General features: G+C 34.5%; 22 protein-coding genes and 1 pseudogene. All 23 read right to left on the reverse strand.

Annotated elements, in window-relative coordinates:
* Position 1: 1 nt before the first annotated feature.
* Positions 2-5,461, reverse strand: a complete 5,460-nt coding sequence (locus tag CA_RS09755) for a phage tail tape measure protein (RefSeq protein WP_010965188.1) — start codon at positions 5,459-5,461, stop codon at positions 2-4.
* 215 nt (positions 5,462-5,676) lie between these two features.
* Positions 5,677-6,006, reverse strand: coding sequence for a hypothetical protein (locus tag CA_RS09760; RefSeq protein ID WP_010965190.1), 330 nt, complete (start codon positions 6,004-6,006; stop codon positions 5,677-5,679).
* A gap of 53 nt (positions 6,007-6,059) precedes the next feature.
* A complete protein-coding gene (locus tag CA_RS09765) occupies positions 6,060-6,980 on the reverse strand; it encodes a major tail protein (protein ID WP_010965191.1) in 921 nt (306 codons plus the stop codon).
* Between the two features lie 44 nt (positions 6,981-7,024).
* Positions 7,025-7,348 (reverse strand): hypothetical protein, encoded by a 324-nt coding sequence (locus tag CA_RS09770; RefSeq protein ID WP_010965192.1) that lies wholly within the window; start codon positions 7,346-7,348, stop codon positions 7,025-7,027.
* On the reverse strand, positions 7,345-7,776 hold the full coding sequence (locus CA_RS09775) for an HK97-gp10 family putative phage morphogenesis protein (RefSeq protein ID WP_010965193.1): 432 nt from the start codon (positions 7,774-7,776) through the stop codon (positions 7,345-7,347). Before CA_RS09775 ends, CA_RS09770 begins: the two co-directional genes overlap by 4 nt.
* Positions 7,777-8,124 carry a phage head closure protein gene (locus CA_RS09780; protein WP_010965194.1) on the reverse strand — a complete coding sequence of 116 codons (348 nt, stop codon included), beginning with the start codon at positions 8,122-8,124 and terminating at the stop codon, positions 7,777-7,779.
* Positions 8,087-8,404 carry a head-tail connector protein gene (locus CA_RS09785; protein WP_010965195.1) on the reverse strand — a complete coding sequence of 106 codons (318 nt, stop codon included), beginning with the start codon at positions 8,402-8,404 and terminating at the stop codon, positions 8,087-8,089. Before CA_RS09785 ends, CA_RS09780 begins: the two co-directional genes overlap by 38 nt.
* 13 nt (positions 8,405-8,417) lie before the next feature.
* Positions 8,418-8,660, reverse strand: a pseudogene (locus CA_RS20480) (fibronectin type III domain-containing protein); the annotation flags it as partial.
* Positions 8,661-8,691: 31 nt separating this feature from the next.
* Positions 8,692-9,882 (reverse strand): phage major capsid protein, encoded by a 1,191-nt coding sequence (locus tag CA_RS09790; RefSeq protein ID WP_010965196.1) that lies wholly within the window; start codon positions 9,880-9,882, stop codon positions 8,692-8,694.
* A gap of 1 nt (position 9,883) precedes the next feature.
* A complete protein-coding gene (locus CA_RS09795) occupies positions 9,884-10,654 on the reverse strand; it encodes a head maturation protease, ClpP-related (protein WP_010965197.1) in 771 nt (256 codons plus the stop codon).
* The gene (locus tag CA_RS09800) at positions 10,617-11,876 is read right to left on the reverse strand and encodes a phage portal protein (RefSeq protein ID WP_010965198.1); all 1,260 of its coding nucleotides are present in this window, start codon (positions 11,874-11,876) and stop codon (positions 10,617-10,619) included. The genes CA_RS09795 and CA_RS09800 overlap by 38 nt, the downstream gene beginning before the upstream one ends.
* The gene (locus tag CA_RS09805; protein WP_014518947.1) at positions 11,873-13,648 is read right to left on the reverse strand and encodes a terminase large subunit; all 1,776 of its coding nucleotides are present in this window, start codon (positions 13,646-13,648) and stop codon (positions 11,873-11,875) included. Before CA_RS09805 ends, CA_RS09800 begins: the two co-directional genes overlap by 4 nt.
* Positions 13,638-14,093: a phage terminase small subunit P27 family gene (locus CA_RS09810; RefSeq protein WP_010965200.1), complete on the reverse strand. Its 456-nt coding sequence runs from the start codon at positions 14,091-14,093 to the stop codon at positions 13,638-13,640. Before CA_RS09810 ends, CA_RS09805 begins: the two co-directional genes overlap by 11 nt.
* A gap of 175 nt (positions 14,094-14,268) precedes the next feature.
* On the reverse strand, positions 14,269-14,580 hold the full coding sequence (locus CA_RS09815; protein ID WP_010965201.1) for an HNH endonuclease: 312 nt from the start codon (positions 14,578-14,580) through the stop codon (positions 14,269-14,271).
* A 6-nt stretch (positions 14,581-14,586) separates the two neighbouring features.
* Positions 14,587-14,850 (reverse strand): hypothetical protein, encoded by a 264-nt coding sequence (locus CA_RS09820; RefSeq protein WP_010965202.1) that lies wholly within the window; start codon positions 14,848-14,850, stop codon positions 14,587-14,589.
* Positions 14,851-14,944: 94 nt separating this feature from the next.
* Positions 14,945-15,322, reverse strand: a complete 378-nt coding sequence (locus CA_RS09825) for a hypothetical protein (protein ID WP_010965203.1) — start codon at positions 15,320-15,322, stop codon at positions 14,945-14,947.
* The gene (locus CA_RS09830) at positions 15,315-15,494 is read right to left on the reverse strand and encodes a Com family DNA-binding transcriptional regulator (RefSeq protein ID WP_010965204.1); all 180 of its coding nucleotides are present in this window, start codon (positions 15,492-15,494) and stop codon (positions 15,315-15,317) included. The genes CA_RS09825 and CA_RS09830 overlap by 8 nt, the downstream gene beginning before the upstream one ends.
* Positions 15,482-15,835, reverse strand: coding sequence for a hypothetical protein (locus CA_RS09835; protein ID WP_010965205.1), 354 nt, complete (start codon positions 15,833-15,835; stop codon positions 15,482-15,484). Before CA_RS09835 ends, CA_RS09830 begins: the two co-directional genes overlap by 13 nt.
* Before the next feature lie 34 nt (positions 15,836-15,869).
* On the reverse strand, positions 15,870-16,067 hold the full coding sequence (locus CA_RS09840) for a hypothetical protein (RefSeq protein ID WP_010965206.1): 198 nt from the start codon (positions 16,065-16,067) through the stop codon (positions 15,870-15,872).
* Entirely contained in the window at positions 16,027-16,245 is a 219-nt protein-coding gene (locus tag CA_RS09845) for a hypothetical protein (RefSeq protein WP_010965207.1), read from the reverse strand. The genes CA_RS09840 and CA_RS09845 overlap by 41 nt, the downstream gene beginning before the upstream one ends.
* 11 nt (positions 16,246-16,256) lie before the next feature.
* Entirely contained in the window at positions 16,257-16,418 is a 162-nt protein-coding gene (locus CA_RS09850) for a hypothetical protein (RefSeq protein WP_013913562.1), read from the reverse strand.
* Between the two features lie 130 nt (positions 16,419-16,548).
* Complete coding sequence (locus CA_RS09855; protein WP_010965208.1) at positions 16,549-16,743, reverse strand: hypothetical protein; 195 nt, start codon at positions 16,741-16,743, stop codon at positions 16,549-16,551.
* A 144-nt stretch (positions 16,744-16,887) separates the two neighbouring features.
* Positions 16,888-17,238 (reverse strand): hypothetical protein, encoded by a 351-nt coding sequence (locus tag CA_RS09860; RefSeq protein ID WP_010965209.1) that lies wholly within the window; start codon positions 17,236-17,238, stop codon positions 16,888-16,890.
* Positions 17,239-17,245: the final 7 nt, after the last annotated feature.

A 17,245-nucleotide genomic window follows, 5' to 3' on the forward strand; every position in this document is an offset into this window, starting at 1 on the left:
ACTATCTCATCCCCTTGAATTTTCTTGCTATTTTATTGCTAACCACTGGTGTAACGGCTTCTCCTATTTGTCTGCTATCCAAATAAATTGGTGATTTAACTATTATAGTTTCAGCATGTCCATAACCACCACTGTTAGTAGTGTTACCTACATAATTATTAGTAGTGTTGTATGTGTTACCAGATACATCTGGTATTGATATTTTAGTACTTTTAATTGTATTTAGTAAGCTCTTGAAGTTATCCATTACACTAGATGTATTTTTATTGTTTAAAACAGTTTCTCCTCCATTGAAATATACCCACTCAGGGCCTTCTTCACCTGTTAGGTGCCAACCTTTGGATGCATTGTCTGTTCCAGTTTTATATCCAATATAAGATGAATTATTCCAATTTGGAATTGCGAATGGAGTTTTATATCTGTCTGCAATATATCTTATAGCAGCAACTGCATTGTCTAAGCCATTTAGAATGTTCCCAAACCCATTCTTTGCGTACTCTCTGAATGTTGATGGTAGCATTTGCATAAGTCCTGTTGCAAATTCTCCGCCTACACCAATATTATTTATTAATCCTGCATCACCAGTTCCCATTGTTCCAGGATTACCACTTTCTCTACTTGTTATCATTTCTAGTGCAGGCAACCAACTTAAAGGCTCTCCATCTATACTAAGAGCTGCAGCTAAAATAGAAGATATGTTTCCACCGGCTACTTGTACATTTCCAGTTAAATTTCCTAACCATTTTTTTATAAAACCGCCTAAATTTTTAGATTGAATACCGTTCATAAGCCCTTGACCAACCATGGTACCAGTCCAAAACAGCTTTCTTGAAGGACTGTGTATATCAAATCCCTCATTGAATGCCTTTGTAACTTTATCGGTTAAATCTTTTACTATATTTGTGAGATTGCCCTCCGATTGTTGAATACCTGCTCCGATTGAATTTACTGCTTCTGCTCCATAATTTGAACAACTATTTGCAAAATTATGAAGCATATTCCCTGCTGTATTTGTTATATTGTTTAATGCATTATATATTGCTCCGGAATTATTTTGTAGCCCGCTTTGAACACTTGAATCAGTCTTTACACCGTGAGTTATTGCATTAGTAGCAAATGTATTTAAGTTATTATTTAATGTATCTGTTATATTTTTTTGAGCATTTACAACATCTTGAGACTTATTATTTATACCGTTTTTTATGCTTGTATCTGTATTAAGTCCATGATTTATAGCGTTGCTGGCAAATGTACTCATATTAGTATTTAATCTATCTGTTAAATTTCCTAATGACTCTGTTGCAACACCAGCGTTTTGTGTGATACCTGCCCCTAAGTTCTGTATATTCTTCTTTCCATAGCTTATATATCTAGTTGCAGTAACATTCATTGTGTCATTAAGCTTATTTGTCATATTGTTAAGGGGATTTATAGCATAATCTAACGAATTTGTTAAGCCTTTTCCAAAGCTAGTATTTAAATTCTGGCCATATTGTTCTGTAGTCTTGAGCTTATCACTATCTGCTGTCATTGCAGGTGCAGAACCACCTGTTTTTTGCATTTGCTCAACAATTTTTTGACTATCATTATGAGGAATTACCTGTTCTCCCCCATTGAACCACATCAATTCAGCGCCTTGTTCACCAACCCAGTGCCATCCTTGAGGTGCGTTTTCTGTTCCAGTTGCAAAGCCATCTCCACTTAATATTTTGCATAGCTCATTCGCTGCTCCAACAGCACCTTTTTGAATTTTTGCGATTATTGGATGCTTATCAATCCACTTTTGCGCCTCAACCATTTTGTCTTGTATTGTTTTATTAATTTGATCCCATGCATTCCCAATATCTTTCCCTAACTGGTCAAAAGTAGTAGAAATATCTCTCTCTAGTTTTTGCCACGGGCTAAGCATTTGTCCTGTTGATGTGTTCATGTCCCAAATTGCACCTTGGTTCATTTCACCAACTTTTTTTATAACACCTTGTTTCATATCGTCTGCTTTGTTTATAGATTCGTCTCTTTGGCGCTTAGCTTCCTTAATCATATCATCTGCTTGCTGTGCTGTTATTTGATGTGTACCATCACGTAGTTGTATTATATTTGCTAATTGGTCATTATATTGTTTGTTTGCAGCATCCACCGCACCTTTACGTGCCTTTTCTGCATTTTGAACAGTGTCACTCGCCTGTTGCTCCGTTATATTCTTGTTATAATCTTTTAAACGTTGCATAATAATTTTACTATCAACTTCGCTTTTGGAAAGAATTTGAACACCGTTTTTTTGCATAGTATCTCGTATTTGGTTAATCTGTTGCCACTCTTGAGCATTTACACTTCTGTGTTGACTACTTGCATTTTGATATATTTGTAGTATCTGCTGTTCATAAGCGGATGTTACAGCCTTTTGGTCTCTAGCACCTCTTTGGATGTTAAATAGTATTGCTTGTTGTTCATCATTTGAAATAGAGGTACTCTTTGAAAATAAGTTCTGTAAAGTTTTAGTTTCATCCTGTGCTCTTTTATCTGTAGCAGAATTAACCATATTAGTCATTTGGTCATACTTGGATTTTATTTGACTAACTTGGCTCTGTGTTATACCAACGCTATTGGTCATAGTATCCTTAAGGTTCTTTATTATTGCATCCTTTTGTTGCAAAGTCAGACCATCTGTTTGGTGCAATAGGTCTTTGTATGCATTTACTATAGTATCCTTGTTTTCTGCTGTAAGAGTGTTAGTATTGTCAACTATATCAGTAAACATTTTAATTCTATTAGATTTAAATTCATCATTAAAACCTGTAGAACTGTTAACTATGTCGCTAAAATTTTTAATTACTGTATTCTTTGTTTGTGTTGTGAATTTATCAGAATTTATATACATATCTTCTTCTGTTTTTGTAACAGAATCGTTAAGTTTTTCATACGCTCCAACAGCTTTTTTAGTAGAGTCTGAAATTTTAGTTACGGAGGTTTCAACCTGACCTGCCATAGTCGCACTTGAAGCAGAGATATTGCCATTTTTTACTTGTACATCATCAGCAAAAAGGTCTATTGTAGGAATTGTATTATCTGTAAGTTTCTTATGGACTTCATAGCCAACAAACCCAAGTGCTCCTATCGCAGCAACCGCAATAGCGATAGGGGCTGCTAATCCTACTGCTGCTCCTCCAAGTGCTGTTGCTCCGCCTTCTGCTGCCCCAAGTCCTCCTGCTGCTGCTCCTGCTTCTGCTCCTAAACCTCCTGCTGCTTCCGCTGCTCCGCCAGTTGCAGCTCCAAGTCCTTCGATTGTTCCTGCTGCTGTTCCTGCTTCGCCTGCTGTTGTTGCAATTTTACCGCCTAGACCTTCTGTTTTCTCTGCCGCATTACCTAATTTACCAGCAGTTTCTTCTGTTTCTTTGCCTAAATCTTTTACTGCGTCTGTTGCTTTACCTGTCTTTTTAGTAGATTCTTCTACATCTTTTTCTAAATCTTTTGCTTTAGATCTAGAATTTTCTAGTGTATTTGAGTTACTTTGTTTAGCTTTTGTATTTAGTTCCGTAGCTGCTGTGTTCTCTGCTTCTGCTTTTGTATTATTGTTAATTGTCTGAGTATTAGTTGCCACAGAACTAGTATTTTCTGCTTCTGCTTTTGTATTATCCTTTAAACCTTTTTCTATTAGCTTTTTACCGAACCAGTCACTTAGTTTGCCTAATCCGTTAATTATTTTCCCTAATCCTTTTGTTGTTTTACCAATAAGGGAAAGTGCTGGACCACCTACAGCTATTAAAGCACCAATTTCTATTATGTTCTTTTTAGTAGCATCATCTAATTTGCTAAAAGCATTAACACCGTTCGTAACTTCTTTAACTACTGGTATAACCGATGGAAGAACATCTTCCCCAAATGCTACGCCTAATGCGTGTACAGACTCTTCTAATTCTTTAAAATTGTTTTTAGAAGTATTCTTCATACTGTCAGACAATTTTTTAACTTCACCCGTTGCATTATTAGCATGATCGGATAAATCTTTTAAGTATCCGCCACCTTTATTGAGTAATACATTCCAACTTGCTAAACTTTCCTTTCCGAAAATAGTTGCAATAGCAGCCTGCTTTTGTTCATTAGTCCAACCCGCCATTTTTCCATTCATTTCGTTTATGATAGTAGTAAGGTCTTTCATATTACCCTTGCTGTCGAATGCACTAAATTTTAGTTCATCCAATGCAACTTTCATTTTCTTTGTTGGTTTTGTTAAATTAACTAAGCCTGCTTGTAATGAAGTAGCTGCTGTGCCTGCATCTATACCATTCGATTGAAGTTCTCCTATTGCTGCCGCTGTTTCAGCCATTGGTTGTTTTAATGCACTTGCCGTAGGTCCAACGGTGCTAAAAGATTCACTAAGGCTTATTACACTTGCTTTAGTATGGTTTGCAATATAAGCAAATGTATCAGCCATATGTGCCATGTTTGATGTTGTTTCCGATGCATTATCGGTTTTCATTTTATACGCTTCAAGGGATGATCCTAAGCCATCAACTACGGGTGCGAGTTCTTCATTTGCTCCTCTTGCTGTATTTAATGCTATACCCATTGCCTCAAGCGATTCACTTCCACTATAGCCATCCTTTACAAGTGTTAAGAGACCTTCGTTTATGTTATCAGTTGACTGTCCAAAATCTTTACTCCACTGTAAAGATGAATTTGACATTTGCGACATAACAGATTTTACATCTTCGCCCTTAGCGGCTATTTCCTTTTGTATGTCTGCCATTTGATGTTCGAAATCTGATGCAGCTTTAGTTGCTAGTCCTACTCCTGCTACAAATGGTAATGTAAAGTGTGTGCTCATAGTAGATCCGACACTAACAAATCCTTCGCCAACCGTTTTTAGAGTTTTAGATGCAGTTCCAAGTTGCTTACCTGTTGCAAGCCAAACTGAATTTTGTTCTGCAATATGTTTATTTGTTGTAGCTAGTTCTGCTTGCATGGTTTTTAATTTTGCTTCTTGATTACTAAGTTGTATAGTATAGCCATCTACGGATTTAGAAGCACTTCGTACTTTCTGTTCCGTCTGAGTATATTCTTTGTTTAATTCATCATAATCTTTTTTTAGCTTCTGAGTAGCTTCGGCATTTGCACCAAGCTCTTGCTTACTTTCTTCCCAAGCTGTTTTTGCAGATTCAACTTTTTCTTTTAATTCAAGCATTTTTTCAGAGTTCTCTTGAAGAGACTTCTTAGTTTTATCGAGTTGCTCCTGATAGCTTTTAACTATTTTATTTTGTGTCTCAATTTTCTCTCCAAGAGCCGATGCATTACTTTTTAAAGCATCTACATTTTTTCCCCAATCCTTGAGCCCTGCAATACTTTCCTTAAAACCACTATCTATAATAGTTAGATTTCTTTTTAAGTTTTGCACTCCTTGAGTAAAGCTAGCATCTTCCATGCTTAAACGTATCGCTAAGTCTGCTATATCTTCTTGTGCCATGAATTAACCTCCTTTCTTCAAAAATAAAAAACGCTAAAATATTTCATTAGCGTATACAACTTTTTCTTCTTCGCTTTTAAGTCCATTAAATTCTCTATAATCTTCCCAAAGCAAAAAGAATTTTCTTGCTGTCATTTTCCAAAATTTTTCCTCCGGAATATTTAATTTTGTAGTTGCAATTATTAACAATCGTGTCCAAGGAAACCTACTATCTCCTACTTGTTTTCCTTGGTTCCCTCGTTTTTTTGTTCAGGTAGTGATCCCCATAACGCTTTAGCTAAATTTGATGTAACTGGAGTAAAGTCCGATGATGGAATTAGTGCTCCAACTTCTTTTTCTGTAATTTCCTCGTTTGCTTTTCTCATGGCAATCCATAAACAATGTCTCGCACCTTTTATTGATCTTATTGCTTCTAGTGCTTTTGTAGCGTCTCCATATTCTTCTTCTAAATCACATAAATCATTTAAATCAAAATACAGATTTACTTCTTTTCCGCCTATATTTGTTTTTACTCCTTCTTGCCTTAAATCTTTTATTTCACTCATTTTAAAACTTCCTTTCAAATTTTTATGTAAAAAAGAGGGTATTAACCCCTCTTTTAAGATGCTGCTGTGGCCGTTGTAAATCTAATTAGTTGTGTATCTAGTGTTTGCCCATAGAGATCTGTTACATCTTGTACAACAAGTACATAGTTTTTATTTGCCACTAAGTTTGTTGACGGTGTAATGGTTATTATTTTGCCTGAAGAATCTGAACTTGTAGTTGTGTTAACTGTTGCACCATCAGACACGTTGTAAAGCAATATAGATGTAGCATTCATTATTGGGTTATTGAATGTAAGCGATGGTTTAGTATCTAAAGATATACCCGTTGCTCCATCTTTTGGTGAACTTGCAGACAATGATAACGAACCATAAGTAACCAACGAAGGTATTGAAACACTATTAAACCATGTGTCGTCTATATTTTCCGGACAGTTTGGATCACATGTATCAACATGCCACTCCCACGGATGTTTTTCTAATTTTCCATCTTTAAATGACCACTCGGTCGGCTGTGCTGAACCGGATATTTTGGGAACTTGGCTAAAGTCCGGTTTACCTTCTGTAGTTTTGTAATCATCGTCAGGTGGTTGAAATTGTGTTTTATAGATTACACCATATCTATAATAGATAGTATCATCCACTTTAATAGGTGCTTTGTACAATAATGTTATCCAAGGTGCTTTATCATTTAAAGCTCCTATTGCTCCCCCACCACCAGCTAAACTTTGTCCCAACATAAATGCCCTCTGTGAGCTGGTCATTTGGAATAGGTTAATAGATACATCGCAGCTATCAAATTGTGTATCCTGGTCAACTTTTCTATTTTCTGCATAAGCTGACGCACTGTTTACCTTTGGTTTTAAGCTTAATTCTTGTACATATTTGTAGTATTGCGGTTTAGTAAATGTCATTCCTGCAGCTGAATCTGTTAATTGTTGCGATACATATAGTTTTTCTATACCCATATTAGGCATATTAAATCAACTCCTTCTTAATTTTTTGTAAAATAAAAGAGCCCTCATTGAGAACTCTCTGCGTATTCAAAATCAAATATTTTATGTTTTATTTGGGTTTCTGGCTCATAATACTCTTTTTCGTCTGTACGATAATAGCCTGCTGCTATCATCAACGTTCTTACTTGATCTGCTAAATCTTCGTAAGTATCCTTTGTCCAAATGTCCACTTGTAGATGATAAATTGTAGCTATCTCTCTATTTTCAGCATAAGCACCACCTCTTACGTTATAGTAGCTATACGTTATATATGTTGTTTCTTTACCGCTATAGCTTAAATGACTTACTGGTACTCCTGTTGTTTTCAATATCTGAGATAACGCTGTCATTGTTTTATACCTTCCCTTAAAACTTCAATTATAGTTCTTTTTACTTCTTCTTTATTGTTTTGATAAGCAGTTCTCATGAATGGATGCGGTGGCGCTGGTGCTGGTCCTGCGTGTCCAAATTCAACCAAATGTGCGTTAGGTCTAGATGTAAAAACTTTTATATATCTTCCACCACGTAGCCTATCCTTCTTAGGATTGCCAATCGTAATGCTTTCCAAAAGCTTTTTAGTTACAATGCTATCTTTTTCAAATTGTTTTGAGCCTAAATGATGTAATGAAGGCGTCTCAAGGTTTTGCTTTGCAGCTTCTAGAATAGGTTGTGCACCCGCTCGTAAAGCTCCATTTTCCATACTGCTAACCTTTAATCCCATTTGTTCAGCTTTATCAATTAATGCTCCTATATCTGTTACTGATGCTTCTACACCCATTTAATCACCTTCTTGTACAATTTCTATTGCCGTAACCTCCATAAATTCTCCCTGATATTTTATATCATCTACAAAACTTATATTAAAACTTCTGTCGCCAAACTTAATTCGCATATCGTTACTTATATCATTTGTGTATCTGATTGTGAAAATTGCAGTCCTTTTGGATTGCTCTTCACCCGCAGCATAAAATTCCTGACCATGAAGATTTTTAGCAGCAGCCCATACTGTTTTATAGTCCTGCAATTTTTTTATCTCATTATCATATTTATCAGTTGTTACAACCATTTTTTGAAATGTTATTCTCTTATTAAGTTGAGCTGTTTTGGCTTGATTGCTGTAATGCATATAAATAGTCCCCTTTCAGCTGTAAAATAAGTGTTGTAACCCCAAAAGGCACCTTTTTTAGGTCTGTTTCATCTGTTGCTGACCTTGTTTTATAATAATGATCTGTTAACAATATTAAAGCTGTATCAAAACGTGGGTTACTGTCATAAAAGCCAGTAACCCCATTTCCTATTGAACCTTTTATATAATCAGAAGCTGTCTGCATAAATAATGTTAACAGTGTATCATCATCGGATGTGTCAATCCTTAAAGATAATTTAAGTTGGTCTAATGTAACCATCTAATTCAACTCCTTAGCTTGATGCAGAAGCTTGAGTTGTAAGCGAAATCTCTGTACTTAAAGTGCTTTCTCCTGCACCATTTACAGCCGAAACTTGATATTTATAAGTAGTTGAACCAGTTAAACCTGTATCTTTATAGCTATTTGTTGTACTTTGACCTATTTTAGTGCCATTTTTATAGATATTGTACTGAGTTGCCCCTGCAACTGCATCCCATGTTAAACTAGATTGGGTAATTGTAGTTGTTCCAGTTAAATTTGTTGGAGCAGTTGGTTTTTGGGGCTGATTAGGGTGTAACTACTGCTAATCTAAATGCAGATTTTAATTTGATTTTATGGTCTATCCATGCAGTTAAGACAAAGCTTTCTATACCAGTTTTAACATTTTTGTCTTGGTCATAAAGCATTTTTAAATCATAGTTATAGTGAGAATATCTTAAATCTCCTACAACCGGAATTGTAGCAAGATCACAGAATATTACTGGTGCGCCTAATATTTGTTCTGGTGGTGCTAGAAATAATGATGTATTATTGTTAGCAAGTTCCTTAAGCATATTAAAATAGTCCGACTTTTTCATTACTACCTTAGCATTTTCTGAATACCCATCCTCTAAATCTGCTAATGCTGCAATTATAGCGTTAAATAAAGTATTTCCGCTTACAGTTTTAATTAAATAGTTCCCTTTATCATCTTTTTGATAAAAGCTCATATCTGTTGGTTTAGCTGATTCAAATGCAACTTTCTTTTCTTTCGCCGCAAGTCCACTTTGCAAGCCTGCCTGCACAGTTGCAACAAGATTAGTCTCAGTACCATTTAATACTGTCTCAGTAATATCACAAAATACCTTAAATTTATTTCTTCCGAATGTTACCACATCACCATCTGCCTCTAATTCTTTAGCAGTTTGGCTATCATCAGGCAAAAATCCATCATCAGATAGAGTAAATGATAGTTTAGGGATTTCTAGATTAGTTATTTGCGTAAAAGTGGAATTCCCTCTCAATGGGTTTGTTGCCATAGGCTCAGTTAAAAGCTCAGTACTTATTGTTATAGGTAATAATTTATCACCATTTTGAAGAGTACTGTCGGCGCCTAATACAGCTTTTATATTATTCATACTAAGAGCATTTCTAACATCATCTGGTATAGAATTTTTAGTCATTACTGCCTTTATAAATGAAGCCTTTGCCTTGATTGTTTTGGTTTTTTCATCATCTACTCCATCAAGTATGTTACTATTAGCTTGTTGCTTAGCTGCTAACGCTTCCTTTTGCTCAGCTTCCATACTGTCATGTTGTGCTTTTAATAAATCGAATCTAGTTTTTAAATCAGCCTTGGTTTGAGTTAACTGATTTAATTCATCAGTTGTCACTTTAGGATCTATAGCTTTATCAGCTATTTCATTTTCAACTTTTTCAAGTTGTGCTCCTATAGTTACTAAGTCCTGTTTCATTTCAAATAAAGTTTTCTTTGCCATTTTATATTCCTCCTAATATTGTTCTTGTATATTCAGCACTTTTACGTGCTTTTTCAGCTATTTTTTTTCTTTCTTCCATGTCTACATCTTGTAAAATTGCCATTGGATTTGTTTCATTTAATAGGTTTTTAGGTACATTGCGGTAATTATTAAATAGTTCTTTGCTTGTACATGCTGTCGCATTATTTTCTTCTTGAACAACATCACACAATCCATATGAAAAACACTCATCTGCTGATAGCCAAGTCTCATTGTCCATAAGTTGTTGCAATGTACTTTGATCTAATTTGTCACCTGCTTTTGCTAAATAACTCTGCTGCATGGACAATCCTATTTTGTCTAAATCATCAGCAGTCTTTCTCATGTCACTTGAATTCCCCCAAACTACACTTGATGGATTATGTACCATAAGCATTGCGTTTTTGGGCATAAAAATAGTGTCACCGGCCATTGCGATAACACTTGCGATGCTTGCAGCTAATGCATCTACATAAACATTAACTGTTGCACTATTTTGTTTTAGCATGTTGCATATTGTTACACCCTCAAATACACTTCCACCAGGGGAATTAAGATGTAAATTTATAGTGTTTAGATTGCCTAATGCATCTAAATCCTTTTTGAAACTAGCAGCTGTAGTATCTGTATCATCCCATTGATAACTTGTTATTTCTCCATAAATAAAAACATCCGCTTGTTTATCATCATTAGCGGATGCTTTCATTTGCCAAAATTTATTTTGCTGGTTCTGTTGTTTTGGTTGTGTCGCCACCATCATTACCTCCTTTTCTTTGTGTTGGGTCCATGTCTATAGGATATAAGTCTCCACTTATCCAAAGTTTATCCGCACTGCCACCCTCTGGTGGTAAATCTTCAAGCACTCGAACTTCATCAGGTTTCATATAGCCAGTTCTTACCGCAGATTGATAATAGGCTGTTCTTGAAGCAGTATCACCTCTTAATAATGCGTTTATAGAGAACTTAAAGTACAATCCCTGTGCTCTTTGTACAGGATTAAGAAGTTTCCTGTTATATTCCTGTTCATACTGTCTAACGTCAGGAGTTAGTCTCATTTGTACATACTGTATCATGACTTGCTCATTGCTTGAATAAGATTGTCCATCTGTATCATTCACAAATGCCACAGGCACATTAAATACATTTGCCATCTTAGTTCTTGTTATTTTCTCAGAATTAAGCATATCTGCAGCATTATATCCTCTTTGTAATTCAGTAATTTCAGTACCGTTTTCCTCGAAGAGCGCTCCTCCATTATCAGCTATAAAAGCTTTGAAATTATCAATTATAGCCTGTTTTTTTGGTTCCTCCATATTTGCATCATACTTTACTTTGAAACTATCTATTTTATCCATTTCTCTAAGTGAAAACTCTTGTACTGCTTTATCATATTTCAACGCATTAGTTAGAACCTTTATAGGACTTATACCAGCTAGTCTTGATGATCCTGTAATATGCTTAACATGTATGATTTCGGTATTGTAAACATATGTTGTCTTACCATTTATATTTACCTCATACCATAATGAGCCATCAGCACTATTGATAATTGGTGTCACATAATACGCAGGTACCGGAATTAAAGATACAGGATTAAGTCTTATATCTCTTTCAATTAATGCATAAGCATTGCCATACTCATTCCTATCTGTTTCCATTTTCTGATGAAATTCAAAGCTTGTCATATTAGGATTTGGCGAATTGCTGACTAAATCGGATATATCGTTGTTAATTATCTGATATTGTTGATAAATCTTTATTGGTAGTGAAGCAAATGTATTACTTAATCGGCTTATAATACTAAAAATAAGCTCATTATTAGACAAACTGCTATTATCAACTCCCCAAAATGTACGTCCTACCCAATTAGTAAACCTTTGGGAAATTGGTACGCTTATTGTCTCTGCTCTTATCCTGTTAGACTTAAAAATGTTTTTTACCCTTTTAAAAAAATTAGCTCTTTTAATTTTTATCACCTCCTTAAAGAAGCAAAACCTACGCTTGCAGGTCCTTTCTTAATTCTTGCAAGTTTAGTTACAATATCTACATGAGCGTCTAATGTTGCTGCAAAACCATCAATTTTTCTGTTTTTACTCTGTTTTGTAGGTATCCAGTTCTTATTTCTATCTTCAACAAGCTTTACATTCTTTAAATACCACCTATAAATCTTGCTGTTATTATAAATAACTTTTCCATCAAGTAGCATTTGCTTAAAGTCTTGAAGTGGACCACCTAATGTTATAAACCCTTGTCTTACTATTTCTGTTTTAAATCCTAAATCTTTTAATGCTTCATTTAATCTCAACGCTTTTGCTGGATCATACATTATTTTGGTAATTTTGTATTTCTTTCTTTGCTCAACAAACCATTCTTGTACATATATATCTTTTACGTACATTCCAGGTATTACTGTTAAATCTCCAGCTTTTATCCATTCATCGAGTCTTTGTTTATTCTTATCTCTGTTATATCTAGCCTTTGAAATCCATGAATGACATAAAACAAAGACTTCACTCGTTGGTAATGGGAATTCCAATACGGCGGATGTGAAATCTTCTGTTTCAGAAAGGTCATAACCGCCTGTGCACTCTAAGCCTTTTAATGTATCTATATCTATTGTTTTACTGTTTTTATTGATAGTTTCTATGTCTACAAGCGATAATTCTGTTACATCTGCAAATATATTGAACTGTTTTGTTATCCAGTCAGCACGTTCTTGAGGGCTTTTTCTATCTTTCTTCCAATCTGATACAAGTCCAACGAAATCCATGAGCCCAATATTAGGATTAGCCTTAATCCAGTTCCTCGGTTCTTCTGCTTCTTCAATACTATCTAGCTTAGCCATGTAATAAAATGTTCGCTCGTCAATATTATCATCTATGTTCTCAAGGCACTCCTTACCATCATCATAAAATTGCATCAGTGGTCCATCTAGAACATATCCAGCGGTTGTAATATAGATAATTAATGGCTGTTTTCTTGCTCCTCTGGACTTTTTTATAACATTTATAAGCTTAAAATCTTGAAATTCATGTATTTCATCAAAAATTCCTAAGTGAGTATTAAGCCCATCGAGTCTCTTACTATCTGATGCTCTTGCCTCTATCTGTGAAAACTTATCCTCATATCTTATGATGCTTCTCAACGGCTTGTATCTCTTTTTCAAAAATGGTGAGGTCTTAACCATTGCCTTTGCTTCATCGAATAATTCATGTGCTTGTTGTTCTGCATTGGCTAAAACATAAACCCTGGCGCCATTTTCATAGTCAAAGCCTACAGAATAGTTAGAAAGCCCTGAAATAAGCGTAGTTTTTCCGTTTTTTCTGCCAACGAAGATTAATCCTTCACGAAATCGTCTTATTCCAGTGTCCTTATGTACCCACCCATAAAGTGATCCTATTATAAAATGTTGCCATGGTTGCAATACAAGTTGGTCGAAGTCTCCTTTAGATGGTTTACACTTTTGCTCAATAAACCTAATAGGTCTATGTCCTTTTTCTTCATCAAACACCCAAGGAAAATCATCTGTGCCTTGCCTTTCTAAATCCTTTAAATGCCTTTTAGCTGCTAAGATATTTTCTTTACTTGCTGGTATTGTTCTGTCAACTAATCTTTCTGCATACCATGTTGTTAAAAGCTCCGGATAGGGTTCTTCAAGTATTCCTCCCCACTCTTTTTGCTCATTTTTATAATTTCCCCAATAATTTGTTAGTTCTGTATAGGACATATCAAGTATTTTAGAATTCATCTTCATCATCTTCATTTGGTTCTTTAAAATTGATTGCTAACTTAGCACGTGCCGAAGGATTTAACCCTAAGTCCGAAGAAAGTGATCTTAGTTGACTAACCATATCAGACATCTTTTTTATAAAAGGATTAGGTTTATCTTCAATCCACATACCATGTTTTTTTACTTGTGCTTTAAATGAAAGATACTGAGAATATGCATCACAATATAATGCAAGGTGTGTAATATCAGCATCAGTCATTAATTCGACCTCAATTAGCAACTTTGCAAGTCTTTTAAACTCTTTTTGAGCTGTTTTATCAAGCCAACTTGGAGGTTTTATATTATCATGGCCAATTTTTAATCTCTCTTCATTTTTTAAACGCTTTTCAATCTCGTCTTTAGTCCTGTGATTTTTATTACCATGTAATAATTGAAGTCCTATTGGTTTTGCTGGATTCGGCATAATTCCCACCACCTTTCGTTTTTATAAAGTTAGCAAAATAGTTACTTCCCATTACCTCATGGGACACTCAAAAAAAATTGATGAGCGAATTTATTGGGGAGGAATGTGTTGACACCGGTCTCCCACGCATGCTTTAAACATTTTGGCATAGGGGGGGGATATCTCTTATCCATTCCTATATTTCCGGATTGTAAAATTTATATATATCTTTTCTTCTTTTAACCATCTTTTTTCTATAACTATTTCGTTCAGGATGTTCTTTATTGTGGCATGCTGGGCATATACTCTCTAGGTTATCTATATCATATGCTTTACTTAAGTCCTCCCTAAGTTCTACCTTATGATGGACTGTGTTTGCCTGCGTTATTGCCCCATGTCTTAAACATTCTTGGCATAAATAATTATCTCTTATTAATACTATCTTTCTTACCTTTTGCCATCGCTTTGACTTATATATCTTGTCTATATCATCCCTTGCTCTTGCCATATGCTATCACCCTAACGGTATCACATTAACTATGATGGCTTTAGCATTGTTTAGTCCTATATTGTTCGACTCTTTAGCATGCTTATTAAGATAGTTACATAGATCATCTATATCGTTCCTGCATATATTACGGTCTAAGAAACCTGCTTGCGTATTGCCATATTCTATTACGGAACTACCATTTACATATTTGTAATAGATTAAGTAATCATGTATTTTAGGTACTACTATTTTGGGTATCTTCTTTTTTCTAAGTCTTTTAAAAAGCATTACTTTCCCTCCCGTATTTTTAGGCAAAAAAATAAAGCGTGCCAATTACTCCAATTAAGGAATAACTGACACGCTAGGTGTGCTAACTATTTAATTATTTATTATTTGTTCCTAATACATTTCTTTCTATTCTGTCTTCTACACGTCTATTCATCCACATAAGCGCTTCTTCTACATGCTCAAGCGCCTTTGCATTATACTCAGAACTAAATGGTCCAGCTTGAAAAGACTTTAATCTATCTCTTACTATTTCTAATAGGTCTGTGTCTATAACACCATGAATAGAATCTTCCTCTTTTCTTGCACCTTGTTGAAATTGTATTTCAGTAGCAAATAAAGGCTGTTCAGTACTTATATTAGCTTCATTACTAATTATTAAATAATTGTGATGTGCACCTCCTGGTCCAACTTCATCTTTTGATAATATATGATTTAATTTTTCTCTCTTTTGAATAGTTGATAACTCACTCATTTATAAACCCTCTCTCTTTAAATTTATTTGATTTATGTATTTGTGTTGTAGCTTCTTCCTTTATATAAAACTCATTTACCTCTTTACATTTAGGACATTTCTTTTTTATATGAGCCTGTCCTTCTGCTTCTAATAGAACCTTACCGCATTTAGCACATCTTAATGTTTGCATGTTGCCTCCTTGCCAGTCTTTATATTATCTCTATTATAAACATTACATTCATTATTCAAATTAGTTATCTTTATGTTATTAGTTCCTTTATGTACACAGCCCTTTCCCATTGCTATTATATCTTCTTCAGTTGCTTTCGGATTATATACTTCGCATCCTTCACATGGATTATTATACTGATATACTAACTTAACTAGTATTTTATCTCTTTGAGCATATTGTTTTACTAACTGTACTTTACTTATAAATCTTACTTTATCACATATAACTTTTGCTATATCTTTAAAATCGTCTTTACTAATATTTAAATAACTCTCATCATCTTTAAGCAGTATCTTCATTACTTACGCTCCTTATCTGTTACCAAGTTAATTCCTAACACTTATCATATCCACTTAATAGATCTGCAGCTTCTTTATGATTAATTACTATTTCTTCACTTTTAAAAACAAGTTCCACTCCTGTTTCACCTAAAACATTCTCAATTTTAGGCTCTTTTACTAATATATAATCCAAAGCTTCTAATGTTGTTTTAACTTCTTCTAATTCTTCTAATATTTGATTCTTTTCCACTTTGCTTCACCTCTTTTAAAGCTGTAGTAACTATCTCATTAGCATATTCAGTACTATTAAGGCCACTCATAAGTCCTTCTAAGAAAAATATACCTTTAAATTTATATCTAGCTTCTCCTGTTGTTGTGCAAGTCATATTATACTTTTTCATAAGTTCATCTTCTAATTCTAATCCCATTTAAAATCCCCCTATGTAATTTCTTTTCCTTTTTTACATAATTCCCAATTACATCCTTCTACATAGTAAGTGTCTCCATAAGTATCTAATATTTCTTCTAAACGATTTATGTCTAAAACATTCTCTTCTTTTTCTATCACTTTTATTAATTTATCTTTCTTTATAAATTGCATACTTCATTTCTCCTCTAATCATTAACCCTTTATTTTTAAGGGTGAACATTTCGTTCACCCCTCTGTCTTCCGTATCTGTTATTTTCATTTATAATATTTAATTTTTTAATCCAACTTCTTTTATTCATGTTTAATTATTTCCACCTTCGCTAAGCTTCCGCATCTCCATCATCTTATATACGTATCTTGCTGATGCTTTTTCTAATTCCTTCTGTACATCTTCACCTTTTTCGCCTTTTTCCCTTAGCACTAAAAGTTGGTCTATAATATCTGCCGATTCTCTGAATAGGTCTTTCATTTTAACTAGATATTCTAAATCATTCATGATAATCCTCCCTGATTTTATATTTGTAGAAATGTGAGTGGGATTTGAACCCACAACTAAGCACACCACTAGCTATGGAGAGTCGAACTCCTTTAAAGGTGATTGTACGTCAAGCCTTGCGTTTACCTATTCCGCCACCACATTTTATTCACTCCTTGTAAGGTTTTCTAGTAACTCATTATATTCATTTACCCACTCGATAGGTATAGACTTATTAGCTTCTGTGTATCTATCCATAGCTTCTTTTATATCCTGTATTCTCTTTCCAACCCATATAGTATGTGGTTCTAATCCTGTTGGTGGACGTCTATATACGTTTTTGGGTGTATGTTTCTCTAAAATACTTATTTTCCCATTATAGCCTCTAATCTTATATTGTCTTTTACATTCAGGGCATGTGTAATCTTCTATTGTGGGTGCTTCTTTGGCTCCTAAGAATCCTTCTTCCATTGTTTTCAACGGTGGTGTTATTGGATATCCACATTTGCAATTCATCTTTTCA

The organism is Clostridium acetobutylicum ATCC 824, assembly GCF_000008765.1.
Lineage (GTDB): Bacteria > Bacillota > Clostridia > Clostridiales > Clostridiaceae > Clostridium_S > Clostridium_S acetobutylicum.